This is a genomic window from Vulcanisaeta sp. EB80, assembly GCF_002078205.2.
The window spans coordinates 1-12,499 of the sequence record NZ_LCWN02000064.1 but is presented as its reverse complement, the minus strand read 5'-3'; the positions used below and the strand labels follow the sequence as shown (position 1 = coordinate 12,499).

Annotated in this window: 14 protein-coding genes and 1 tRNA gene; 13 read left to right on the top strand and 2 right to left on the bottom strand. The window is 43.8% G+C overall.

The genetic code is table 11. The features are described from left to right. Positions 1–211 precede the first annotated feature (211 nt). Both B7L70_RS09990 and B7L70_RS09985 read left to right on the top strand, forming a co-directional pair. The gene (locus B7L70_RS09990) at positions 212–565 is read left to right on the top strand and encodes a hypothetical protein (protein WP_081227823.1); all 354 of its coding nucleotides are present in this window, start codon (positions 212–214) and stop codon (positions 563–565) included. A gap of 336 nt (positions 566–901) precedes the next feature. After that, positions 902–979, top strand: a tRNA-Glu gene (locus tag B7L70_RS09985). A gap of 93 nt (positions 980–1,072) precedes the next feature. Here B7L70_RS09985 and B7L70_RS13510 read toward each other — a convergent pair. Then, complete coding sequence (locus B7L70_RS13510) at positions 1,073–1,234, bottom strand: hypothetical protein (RefSeq protein WP_162009155.1); 162 nt, start codon at positions 1,232–1,234, stop codon at positions 1,073–1,075. Between the two features lie 472 nt (positions 1,235–1,706). Here B7L70_RS13510 and B7L70_RS13780 point away from each other — a divergent pair, with 472 nt between their 5' ends. The 5 genes from B7L70_RS13780 to B7L70_RS09955 all read left to right on the top strand — a co-directional run bounded on the left by B7L70_RS13780 (position 1,707) and on the right by B7L70_RS09955 (position 5,881). Beyond that, entirely contained in the window at positions 1,707–1,853 is a 147-nt protein-coding gene (locus B7L70_RS13780) for a ferredoxin family protein (RefSeq protein WP_081227819.1), read from the top strand. 284 nt (positions 1,854–2,137) lie between these two features. Further along, positions 2,138–2,452 (top strand): ferredoxin family protein, encoded by a 315-nt coding sequence (locus B7L70_RS09970; protein ID WP_202908729.1) that lies wholly within the window; start codon positions 2,138–2,140, stop codon positions 2,450–2,452. A 63-nt stretch (positions 2,453–2,515) separates the two neighbouring features. Next, positions 2,516–4,156 (top strand): universal stress protein, encoded by a 1,641-nt coding sequence (locus B7L70_RS09965; protein ID WP_081227814.1) that lies wholly within the window; start codon positions 2,516–2,518, stop codon positions 4,154–4,156. A 296-nt stretch (positions 4,157–4,452) separates the two neighbouring features. Then, positions 4,453–5,097 (top strand): FmdE family protein, encoded by a 645-nt coding sequence (locus B7L70_RS09960; RefSeq protein ID WP_081227811.1) that lies wholly within the window; start codon positions 4,453–4,455, stop codon positions 5,095–5,097. A 7-nt stretch (positions 5,098–5,104) separates the two neighbouring features. Then, positions 5,105–5,881, top strand: coding sequence for a sulfite exporter TauE/SafE family protein (locus tag B7L70_RS09955; RefSeq protein ID WP_202908728.1), 777 nt, complete (start codon positions 5,105–5,107; stop codon positions 5,879–5,881). A gap of 277 nt (positions 5,882–6,158) precedes the next feature. Here the strand turns inward: B7L70_RS09955 and B7L70_RS09950 are convergent, their stop codons facing one another. After that, positions 6,159–7,622: a zinc ribbon domain-containing protein gene (locus B7L70_RS09950; RefSeq protein ID WP_081227809.1), complete on the bottom strand. Its 1,464-nt coding sequence runs from the start codon at positions 7,620–7,622 to the stop codon at positions 6,159–6,161. Between the two features lie 372 nt (positions 7,623–7,994). Here B7L70_RS09950 and B7L70_RS09945 point away from each other — a divergent pair, with 372 nt between their 5' ends. The 6 genes from B7L70_RS09945 to B7L70_RS09920 all read left to right on the top strand — a co-directional run. Beyond that, positions 7,995–9,191, top strand: coding sequence for an MFS transporter (locus B7L70_RS09945; protein WP_081227806.1), 1,197 nt, complete (start codon positions 7,995–7,997; stop codon positions 9,189–9,191). A 73-nt stretch (positions 9,192–9,264) separates the two neighbouring features. After that, positions 9,265–9,813, top strand: a complete 549-nt coding sequence (locus tag B7L70_RS09940) for a TetR/AcrR family transcriptional regulator (RefSeq protein WP_081227804.1) — start codon at positions 9,265–9,267, stop codon at positions 9,811–9,813. 57 nt (positions 9,814–9,870) lie between these two features. After that, entirely contained in the window at positions 9,871–10,920 is a 1,050-nt protein-coding gene (locus B7L70_RS09935) for an arsenic resistance protein (protein WP_081227803.1), read from the top strand. A 168-nt stretch (positions 10,921–11,088) separates the two neighbouring features. After that, complete coding sequence (locus B7L70_RS09930; protein ID WP_081227032.1) at positions 11,089–11,481, top strand: 30S ribosomal protein S8; 393 nt, start codon at positions 11,089–11,091, stop codon at positions 11,479–11,481. Between the two features lie 38 nt (positions 11,482–11,519). After that, positions 11,520–12,131 carry a 50S ribosomal protein L32e gene (locus tag B7L70_RS09925; RefSeq protein ID WP_081227802.1) on the top strand — a complete coding sequence of 204 codons (612 nt, stop codon included), beginning with the start codon at positions 11,520–11,522 and terminating at the stop codon, positions 12,129–12,131. An 83-nt stretch (positions 12,132–12,214) separates the two neighbouring features. After that, the coding region (locus B7L70_RS09920) for a hypothetical protein (protein ID WP_143701618.1) at positions 12,215–12,499 on the top strand (285 nt) is incomplete at its 3' end.

Sequence of the window (12,499 nt, the reverse complement as noted above, 5' to 3'; positions counted from 1 at the left end):
CAAGGAATTAAAGTTGAGGGGATACACCAGGGCTGAGGTTACGAAGGCAATGAAGAAATTAAGGAAAGTAAGGAGGGAGATACGCATGGTAAGAAGGCTTATGAAGATAACAACACGCAATAATGAGACGACGCAATAAATTTTGCAAAAAGCATTACGATGAAACCACGGAAAACAAAAACATTTTATAAATTGCACAAAGATATTCCCTGTGGGCCACGTGTATGTATCAGTTAGGTTTAGGGGTAAGGATGAATTAATCATGGATAAGGTACTCGTAGATACAGGCGCCACATTCACAATAATGCCACTGGACATTGCCGAGAAACGCTTCTATGAAACACCACTTGAAGCCGAGCTAAAACTTGGCGATGGAAGAGTCGTTAAGGCTAAGGTCTTTATGGTCGAGGTTGAGATTGAAGGTAGGAAGGGACCAGCCAGGATAATGGCACTTAGCAACGCTACACCCGTGATAGGCGTCGATACATTAGAAATGCTGGGCCTAAAGGTCGACCCAGTGACAGGCAGGATAGAAAAGAGCGAGTATTACATGCTTTATGTTTAGAAGTAGCCTTAATTGGTAGTGCACCATGATGATGGCATCACGGTTATTACCTAGATATCCGCAACAAATTCGTGAAATCTAAGCTATGCAATGCTGTTACTAAGGTGCTCATGAGTAATGGCAGGTAATACAGAAACCTATATATAAACAGGCAACGCAGTACGTCTCATGGCGCTAATGAATACCGAAAACGCCAACCAAGGATACCGAATTTAATATATACGTTTATGCATGCAGAGAATGCCCTGATAGCCCAAAGGGAAACGACGCAATAGAAGCCCTACAACTCCGTATCCACGGGGAAAAGTTTAAAGCACCTAAAGACATGTATGAAACGCCCCGGTAGTATAGCCCGGTCAAGTATGCGGGCCTCTCGAGCCCGTGACCCGGGTTCAAATCCCGGCCGGGGCACCAGCGATTATATTCTCAATTTATTTCTAGGTATTCATGTTTTCAAGATGATGTGGTTTCAAGTTATGTGTGATTTTAATGACTAAAATGATATTATTAATCGAAACTTATGCGTTCCAGTTCTTCATTGTAGAAATACTTACCTGCCCTAATGAAGACCTCTTTAATTTTGCTTTTTGGATCATTTATTGACCTCAGGATCTTTTTATCGCGAGTCATGAATCCTTCACACTCCTTATCTGCTAATGCTGACGCCATCATTAACACGTCGCTTGGACCAAGCCATAAAATTTTGCTTTTGTAATTCATTAACGTATTTTAGGAAACTGTCCAGTTCTTCATTTTTAATAATGAATATATCGACCAACCCCTCCATCATGCCATTGAGCAATTCATTTAATGGATCAGGATAAGAGGTTATGAGATGACTCGGTAGTTCCTTTCTTTTTCTGTTTATATATTCTGCATTCTGTCAATGAATTTCTTAGTGAGTTCTCTTATCTCTGGGTTGTTTCTGATTTGTTAATGCTTCTTGGTGGTTGTGATTACTTGTAGATAAATGTAATTACGGTGCTTCATAACTATAATGCACATTAACCCTATAGCATTGTTTCTCGGACTGTTGTCCTGAGTGCTATTACTGTGCCATGGTAAGTGAAGGTGTGTAAATTCTGCACTTACCAAGCGTTTTATTTACTGACTGATCAGTCTAAAACTCGGTGATCAGGGTATGAGTAAAACTTGGCATGGTGTAGATAGGTTGAAGTACGTGTGGTTTCCTAGGATTGACTATGATAAATGCACTGAATGTGGTCTCTGTCTCCTTACTTGTGGTAATGACGTGTTTAGGTGGTATCCTGAGGGAAGCTGCCCATAGTTGCGAACCCAGGTAATTGCGTCCTAGGCTGTACAACATGCGCAAAACTCTGCCCCGAAGACGCAATAACATTCCCTGATGACCCAAAGAAGTTCATTCACTCAATAATTATTAAGGAGAAGGTATATCCCACAGTCAAGAGGGAGCTTGGGGAAAGGCTCAATAAGTACCCTGATCATAAGGTATCGATCGAGAAAGGAATTACTAAAACTGATCCTAACCCAGAATTTAGTAAGTGGCACGGCATCGATAGAAAACTCATAAACTGGGGTCCTAAAATAGATGTGAATAAGTGCGTTGGATGCGACATGTGCGTGGTTCAGTGTTCGGAAAGAAGGAATGTGTTTGGTTATGATGAAGAGAGGAGGAAGGCTGTTGTGTTAGTTCCTGAAAATTGCATGGTTGGGTGTAATAACTGCCAGATTGCTTGCCTCTGGGATGCAATAACATTCCCAAGCATATCAGAGGTAAGGGAGCTTGCTAAGAAACTCGTTGCTTCAGGGAGGATAAAGGAGGAACTTGATGTGAAACTCCAACAAAATCCCCACCTAATTATTGAGTTACCACAATCATTCTTTGAAAAGGTGGAAATAAAGTAATGGATCGTAAGAATTACTTAACACGTAAAATTTATAAACCGACTGGTCAATTAGCATTTTTCCGTGAGTTCTACGAATAATCTACGTCTAAGTCAAAGAACTAATCTTGAAAGGGTTAGGGATCACCTGGATAAGTTTCTTGGGCTCTATGTTGGATTAGCAATAATCATAGGCTTAATAGCGGGTTACTATGATGCGGTTTGGGTACGAAGTAATGAGGTCTTGCTTCAAAACGTTATGTTGGCATCAATATATGTAATGATCTTCCCAATGATGCTGATGCTTAATATTAAAGCGCTGGGGTACGCATTTAGAAACGGAAAACTCGTCACTGCCGTGGTATTACTTAACTTTGTCTATGGGCCCCTGATGGCGGTGCTTCTAGGAATCCTGTTTCTCAATAACCCCTATGTAAGGCTTGGATTGTTCTTGGCGTGGGTTGTCCCTTGCTCATCGATGAGCATTGGATATGTGGGGTTAATGATGGCGGACATAAGTGCGGCGACGGCCATGGTTGCTCTCTCATTTTTCCTCTCGCTCGCGCTGATTCCTATCGAGACATCGCTGTATATCCATAGCTTTCTTGCAAGTGGACGACTTGCACTTTCTAGTGCTACGATTTCTAAGATCGAAATGAACCTAGTTATTACCATTATTGAAATATTAATTGTACCGCTGGCTCTCGCCATACCCGCACGTGAAGCGATGATTAGAAAAATGGGGCAGGAAAAATTCAGAAGGATAAGTCCTCTATTCCCGACTCTTACGATGCTTGGCATGATAACGATAATCTTCACAATATTCTTTGCCCATGCCGATGTGTTGATTACCCACATTATGGATGTGCTTGGCGTATTCTATTCCGCCATGGTCTTTGGTTCCGTCTCACTCACTGTTTTTACTATACTGTTTAAGTACGTTAAGCTAAGCAGTAAATCGCCATACAGTTCATCCATGGTCGCAATACTTACTGGTATTCCAAAGAATGAAGCTACAGCCATAGCACTCAGCGCCTTGGCACTCGCACCCCTCGGCCCTCAGGTTGCATTTTTGGCATCCATGCCGCCCTCTCTCCTACCGGCTTTTCAAGTAGTATTCATAATAACGTTCATAAAGCTCAGGGAGAAAATAATAAACTACTATGGCGCTAGGAAAGAAATTGAAGAAATACTTGAGGTAGAAAGAATACCTACCAGAGGCGTTGTGAGTGAAGAAAAGGAAATAAGTGAAGTTGTTGAGGTGCAGGAATTAAGTGCCGGAGGTGTCGTGAATAAGACCGGTTTAAACATCCTGGTTCCACTTGATTTTTCTAGAGGAACAGAGGAGTGGATACGTGAGGGACTCAGCAGGCTAAACAACGTTAGTAGCATAACACTTCTGCACGTAGTACCCCTTAGCCTGTCCGAAGTGAGTGATTTTGTTACAGAAGATGTAATAGAAAGTGGGAAGAAGGCTGCTGAAAGTAAAATGAGAGAGTTGATAAAAACGATATCATCATTTGGGCCTTATGAGGTAAGCTATGAAATAGCTGTAGGAGACCCAGCAAAAATAATACTTGAGCGGGCTAATACTGGAAAATTTGATATGATAATGATGGGGCACAGGGGTTACGGATATGTTGAAGACTTCTTTATAGGCAGTGTTACGCTGAAGGTCATATCAAAGTCACCCATACCAGTCTTGGTGGTCAGGAAAAATCCGTAATCAACAGTAACTATTTGATTTATTTTAAATCCCTTATTGGTTTATGCCATTATCTTGCTTATATATCTTCTTCAGCCTGAAGTATGAGTTCTAAGTACTATTGCTTGGTCGAGAATCACTCCAGCGTTGGCACATAACTTATCCTTTACTTATGGTAGAACTTATAACATGTTAGGAAATAACACTGACAGGAAGTGTTAAGAACAGTTTTAAATTAAAGTTCCTTTTTATGAACTTATGCTTATTGCTGTGCGAGGTAGAATAAACTTTATATATTTGACTATTTGGTCAATTTGATGATCCAGAGTATGAATAGGTCAGGAATTAAACATGAAATACCGGGGTGGTTTTTCGAGTTTCATGGTCATAGATGCCCTGCATCGGTACTAGGCTATTTAGCGGGAAAATACGCTTTGAAGATTCTTGAAATAGATAGGGAAAAGGATGAGGGTACCTATGTTTTTTCCGAAACAGGAGATGAGCACCATCAGGGATGTTTTGATGATGGCGTACAAGTAGCTACTGGGTGTACATACGGCAAGGGGAATTATAGGAGGTTACAATACGGGAAGCTGACTATAATCGTTTATAAACCAGGTAAGGGTGCCGTTAGGGTAAGAGTCAAGACGGAGATCCTCGATGAATTAGATAGGTTTGAGTTCTTTAAATACAGAGCATCTGGGGTACCTGCATCTCAAGTTCCTAAAGAGGTAGTTGATGATGTCGTAAATTACGTACTCTCAAAGGATTATGAGGAACTGTTCGATTATGAGTTTCTCAAGGACTTTAATTATAATCCTCCCAGGAAAACCTCGACTAGGTTAGTATGTAGGGTTTGTGGAGAGTACGTATTTGAAAATTATATCAGAATACTCAATGGAAAAATGCTATGTCCGCATTGTTATGATATCGAAAAATACAGGGAAAGGAAGATGAGGTAATGAAAATATGTACTCATCTTCCTTATATGCCGTAGTTTTTATTATAACCTGGATCATTTCTATGATTTTTGCAATTGCAGGTGTGGGTGCCGCCAATACTTTAATTCCAATATATTACTCAATGGATATACCATTTTCAATTGCGGCAGCTACAGGGCTTCTTTTGAACGTATTCTCACTATCTACAGCCACAGTAAATAATGCAAGAAGGGGCAAGGTTTTATGGAAGCTAGGAACTGTTTTCTTAATTCCCGCAGTTATCATGGCTCCAATAGGGGCGTACGTGGGGATCCATACCCCAAGGAAAGTGTTGCTTTGGGTATTCGCGGTATTTCTAATGTATACATTATATAATTTGGTAAGGGGAAGGGTGAAGGAAGAGTCGGGTAGGTTCTATGGGAGCATTAGAGGGTATATGCTCGGTGTACTTGTAGGAGCTATTGCAGGATTTCTTGGTGGCTTATTAGGTGTGGGAGGGGGAATGATAATTTTACCGGTCCTGACTTTGATAGAGAGAGATGCGAAGAAGGTCTCGGCCACAGCGGGGTATGTGGCACTATTTAGTTCTGCAAGCGGTTTTACCATATCTGTTTTTATTGAGGGGGATAGATTATGGGTTGTGGGTTGTGGTGTTGATAGGAGGTGTTTTAGGAGGATTTTGTGGCTCATATCTAATGAACCGCATGAGAACACTTTATGTAAAATACGCAATAGTGTCCATAATAACATTCGTGCTAGCGAAAATACTTGCGGGTTTAGTCTAATTTTCAATTTGCCGCTATGAACCGCAGGTAATTGGTTTTATTGTTAGGCGTTCACAATAGCCACAGACTATTCTTCATGGCGGAACTTCCCTGTGACAGGTTAATAATAAGTTATTGGATTTGATTAAGAGATTGAAATTGAGGGACTACACGAGGACGGAGATTGAAAAAGCCATGAAAAACTAAGGAAAGTAAGGAGAGAAATACGCATGATAAGGAAACTAATGAGAATCGAAACCCACAATAACGAGAAAACACGCAGAGGCAAATCACTTTAAGGATTTAATAAATGATCCCCTACAGCTGACCTCCTCCCTGCCTTGAAAGGGTGTGGGAGGTTTCCTCGCCGCCACCTTCATTTTGTATCCGGTGGTGGTTCATGGGGTTGCCCCGGGCCAGCACCGCGGGGCTTTCCTCGCTGGCCTTGAAGGTCTTTAGTACTGCGTGTATGTACTGCATGATAGGGTGTGGTATTATTGGGTTTGATTTGTCTTCGTGCTTTCTCCAGTTCATTTCTCGCTTCATGTTCCACCAAACACTCTTCGTCCAGGACTCTGGTGTTAGCTTCCAAGCCATGTTTGTTACTGATGCGTAGTCCCTATCCACGAGGTGTCCAAGTGGGCATTGCAATATGTGCCAATCATTGGTACTCTCAAGCTTAACAAAATGTATTGGGCATACTCTGCTGTTTCTGTATGATGAGACACGGAATGGTTTAGAGCCGCGCTCCAAAGCCTTGTCTTCGATAGCCTTCTCGATGTTCTTGAATGGGATTTGCTTGATTCTATGCCTCAACTCGTCCTTCCCAACATCCTCAATCATCGATTCCTGCGGGTTATCACCAAGCTCCTCGGTTATGATTATTGCTGGTGTCTTTGTTAGTTCATTGGCGATTTGCCTAACCCTACCAACCTTCCTATCCCTCTCACGTAGCCTTTTTACAAACTTCCTGTATTCCCTAGTGTTCGTTACGTTCACGTATTTACCATTCGGTAACGCGAAGTGTGGTTTTAGCCTCTCGATAATTGCATTCCTAACCCTCTCATACCGTCTAGCTAATCTGCCGAAGTCCGTCCTTATCATGTAGAGCTGTGGTGTTGCGTATTGCCTATTCCAATCAACCACCTTGCCCACGGTGGATGGTAGGTCGATCTTACCCACTGCTACCGTGTTCTCGTTTATGTCGAAGGCAACAATTGATTCTGGCTCCTCCACCCTAGGCTTCAGCTCAAAGACAAAAATTGCATACCACTTGTTAGCCCTACGCTTAACAATCAACGTTGACGCTAGTTCTGCCTCCCCGTTTAGTATCCTCCACCAGTATTGCCAGAAGCGCTTGTGCAACCTCAACCAAACAACCCTCCTCCCACCAAGTAGGGATAGCTCAAGCCTAACCGGTGCTGTTGAGCCGATGAACTTCCCATAATTCCATGCCTTCTCCGTAAACCTCAATGAGACGCTCCTAACCTCAGGATAGGGCTTATACGCCAAGCCCTTCCTCCTCTCCTCCATGAATGACTTCGCGATTTCAGACGCTTGCCTAATGGCTTGGATGGTCAATTGCGAGTTAAGGCTTGGGTACTCCTGCCTATACCTGTGATAAAATAGCCTTTGGAGCTGTGTTGCGCTTAAAACATTATTCACAACAGCGTATTCAACGACTTCACGAACGATGTTGAGGTACGTGGTCTCAACGGAGTAGAGTAGCTTATTGAGCTCTTTGGTGACCTCAAACTCGACAGCCACAGCCCTACGCAACATCCACAAGAAAACAAACAACCAAACTTAAAAGCCACTCACGACAAGAAGGGGCGAGGCTTGTTCCGTGTTTGTCACGCATACGTACTGACCAAGCTTAAAGATAGGATGAATTAGTCATGGACAAGGCATCCGTAGGCACAGATACGGCATTCACAGTGAAACCCTCAACACCACAGAAAAGCACCTCACTTCCACGAGACGCCACTCAGGGTTGAGCTAAGGCTTAGCAGCCTCGCCCCTCTTGTTTTTATCAACGAAACCCTTTAGTGTAAGGCTTGCATTATCGTGAATGATCGTGACGTAATTGTAGATGCTGGGCCCTAGGAGGAAAAGGTTTATAAACTGTCCAGTCAGTCAGTTAACTGACCAGGTATGGGTAAACCAGGTGTAAACCAGGGAAGGAGTTTAAGGAAAGTGGGCCTTGACTTTGGGCTGATAAGTGGTGCTGAATGGTTGATAATAGTTGCGGCGTTTCTTGGAAGATATCTGTTGCAGTTCTACCAAACATCAATATGGAATTTAGCCGAGTCCTTCAGTATGAACTCCTTTGAGGTTGGTATAGGATTTGCCCTCTTCACAGTCGCGTTCGCCATAGCGGCGTTTCTGATGAGGGAGTTCAAGCCCAGTCAACTTAAAACTGTTGAATTAATCTCACTACCACTCCTTGGAATCACAATGCCGCTCTACATTGTAATACATGGTTATGCCGAGGCATACACATTAATGACTATTGATGGATTCCTAAGCGGCATAATTATGGATTCCTTCATGACCATGGCTGGGATGGCATCGGTGGAGCAGTGGAAGAGGCAGGTTGAGCAGGCGGCATTCTCATTCTGGGTTGCGTTAGCATTAATAGTGGCGCCGTTCACCACCGGTTACTTGCTCGGTCTCGGTATAAGGGAGCTATTCCTCATATTCGCGGTAATGGCTTTTATTGCAATACCATTTGTCGCAGCACTTAGGGGTAGGTATGCATTGAAGTACATGGAGGCGAAGGGGCATAGCGGTAGGGCAAGTATAAGATCCCTGTTCAGAAGTAGGGAGTATAACTGGGCAGTTGTGGTGGCGTTCACGTACACAATACCATTCTTCATAATCATGAGTTTCGGGGGGATTTACGGCGAAATGCTGGGGCTATCTGCATCAACAACCTTCTACCTACTTGCGGCAATGTTCGTTGGTGACGTAGTGACCAGGCTCATAATTAGGTTAAAGTCTCCAATACAGAATAGGAGACCATACTTAGTGTTTGCAGTAACAATTGCGTTGGTGGCCGCGGTGCTTCTAGCCCTTAGCTCAGTCTCGGTAATATTCCTAGTCCTAGCCTTCCTAATCGCTGGAATACCTGATGGAATCTCCTGGACTCTGGGACTCCAGATAGCAAACACGGTATTTAAGCCTGAGGAGATAGCGACATCAACATCATTCTTCAGCTCATCAATGATGATAATGTCAGCCCTAATGCCCCTTGTGGGCTACATGGCATCCATAATAGGATTCACCGTAACATTTTGGGCATTCGCAGCAATCACAGGCGTACTCTTCATAATAGAACTCCTCATGTGAGTAGCAGATCGGTGATTAAAATTATTAAAAAACATTATAAATTCATGATTTGGATTTTCCACTGGTGTAGTTTATGAGACCGGGAGCGAGGATTAGGAATAAGGAGTTGATGAGGGAGAGGATACTGCAGGCTGCGATAGAGGTATTTGCTGAGGAAGGTTTTGATGCTCCTGTAGATCACATATGTGAGAGGGCTGGGGTTTCTAAGGGGATTATTTTTTGGCATTTCAATACTAAGGATCGGTTAATCCTGGAGGTTGCTAAGAAAAGTCTACCTCATGACATTGTGACTAATTGCCTAAGTGAGGGTAATGGTGAGGAAATCCTTAGATGCATTGGGAGTAGGTACCTTGAGAAGTACAGCGACTCCACAATGAGAATGCTCTTCCTACGCACGATATCTTTAATGGGTAATTATGAGGAATTAGCGGCAAGTAGTAGGGAATTGTGTGGACCTCTTGTTGCTGAGGTTAGTAGGCGCGTCTTCAATAGCGATAGTGCTGAGGATGTTGTGAGGATAAGGGCATTCATGGGAGGGCTCCTCTGCTACGTCATTAACCTACCAGGAGTAGATAAGAAAACCTACCTAGAGGCACTCATTAAGATAACCATTAATCGTTAAAATAACTTGGGGAACAATTTATAAATACTGACCAACTGGTCGGTTAGCTGATCAGGTATGGGTAATTCAGGCCAAGGGAACAATGCTAGCATCCTCGGGGCACTAGGTTTAAAGGCAATTCTATTCCCCATATTTGTTGCCATCGCGATAGTACTTGGGCTCGAGTTAGGGGTACATCTAACCAGTTTTAGCGGTTTGGTGTCCACGTACGGTATACCCGTAGGGTTGTTCTTCATGATTTACCCAGCCATGGTGAAAATCAGGGTGAATGAGCTTGCGAAGAGCTTAACGGACGCAAAGAAGGTAGGCTTAATGGTTGCGCTAAACTATGCGATAGACCCGTTCCTGGTGGGTGGACTTGGATATTTCTTCTTCGTAATAATATTCAGGGCATTGGGCCTCGTGAATTCTACTGTTGCTAGCCAGGCGTTTGTAGGGGTTGTACTACTTGGGGCTGCACCTTGCATAGCCATGGTGATAGTATGGACAGACCTCTCAAGGGGTAACTTACCCCTTGGCGTTTCATTTGTTGCGTGGAACTCCATTATACAGATCTTCACGACGCCTGTCTATGTTTGGCTATTGACAAGAACTACCGTATTCGTTAATCCCATATTAATACTGGAAAGTGTGCTGGAGTATCTAGCCATTCCCCTCGCTGCTGGTGTAGTTACTAGGTATCTGCTACAGGGGAAGGCGTATTTCTCGAGGGTTCTGAAGGTGCTAGATAATGTGCAGACTATAGCGCTTCTGTTCACAATAGTCGTCATATTCTGGGGCGAGGGATATGGAATCATGGAATATCCAAACCTAATATGGATGATGGCTATTGTAATGCTCACCTTCTACTTCGTACTGTTTCACATAGGCTACTACACATCAAGGAAACTGGGATATAATTACGCGGACTCAACTGCAATAGGGTATTCAGTGGCTGCCAGGGATTTCGAGGTAGCGATAGCCATTGCAGTAACGGCATTCGCAAAATACGCGTTTGTACCCATTATTACAGCAATAGGCCCGTTACTAGAGATACCTTTAATGCTCCTCCTAGTCTGGGTTCAATTAACCAGGTATAGGAAGGAAGCGCCCGTGCTGGGGGTTTAGGTATTAAATATGGACAATTGATTTAACACACGGATTTGTTAGGAATTTAAAACTCGCCCCTTCCCTTACCTTGGGTGATGTTAGGGAGTACGGCTGAGTTTGTGATGATGTGGTCCTTCGCTGATTTCCAGTAAAGTTTTTATTCTATGCCTTTACTGCGTGGGTTGTATGGTGCTGCTTGACGTGTTGTCTAATGCGTTGGTTATGATTAAGAATGCGGAGGCTAGGGGCCATAGGGAGGTGATTATTTGGCCGTCTTCCAAGCTTGTTGGTAATGTTCTTAGGGTTATGCAGAGGTATGGTTATGTTGGTGAGATTGAGTTTATTGAGGACGGTAGGGGTGGTAAGTTCAAGGTCCAGCTCCTCGGTAAGATAAATGACGTTGGCGCAATAAAGCCTAGGTTTAATGCTAAGGCTTCCGAGTTGCGTACATGGGAGGAGAAGTATCTACCGGCTAGGAATGTTGGTATCCTGATACTAAGCACGTCTAAGGGCGTTTTGTCCCACCTGGAGGCTAGGCAGCTCAATGTTGGTGGTGTTCTCATAGCGTACGTTTACTAATAGTAAATTTAAAAAGGTGTTAATTAGGTGGTTCTGCGATGTCCACGGAGACCAAGCCTGAGCAACCCACGGAGCAGGGAGGTCAGGGGCAGCAGGCTGCGCAGGAGTCGCAGCAACCCGCTGGGCAGCAGGGTGCCGAGCAGGTTCAGCAGCAACAGCAGGCTGTTCAGGAGGTTAGGCCAGCCGAGGCTAAATCTGTTGAGGTTAAGCTGCCTAGGCCAAGGGTTTCGCTTAGTGGTAGGTTGAGGCGTTTGATGAGGGTTAGGGTCTTGATGGAGAGGAGGGAGCCTAGGTGGATGAGTATGGATGAGTGGAGGTTTCTTAGGGTTGCCCACAGGGAGAGTTGGCGTAGGCCTAAGGGCAATGATAATAAGATAAGGCTCGAGATTAAGGGTTACCCGAAGAGGGTTAAGATTGGTTATGGAAAGCCCAGGCTAGTCAGGAACCTACACCCGACTGGGTTTAAGCTAGTGACTGTGCATAGGCCGGAGGATGTGGATAAGGTTGATCCAACGAAGGAGGCGATCGTAATAGGCAGGACCGTGGGTCTTAGGAAGAGGATTGAGATTGTTAGGAAGGCTATTGAGAGGAGTGTCAGGGTCATTAACGTAACCAAGGACGTCATCGACGAATTGAGCAGGTCCCAGTAATTCACCGCCTTAACTTCTCACCAAACCAATCCACAATACTCCTCAACAGCAATGTTTTAAGTGGCTGAATCATTAGTTATGTGATGAGTAATTGGTCTGGTAGGGATGTGGCTGGACTGTTGAGGTCTGTCGAACTTGCTTTTCGTGGTTCCTCATGGTTATTCTACTGGTTTTTCATTTACATTGGAGTTTCATCGGCCATATCCATCATTGAGCTATACCTCACCACTGGACTTAGTGACTATGTGGTAGTAATGCGCATCGTCTATACGTTAGTTAGTATGGGCGTAGCCCTTTATGGTGCTTACCTGTTGAGGAGGGGTGTTGAGGGTATTGGTAGGTACTATAACAATCCTGACTTGATTAGT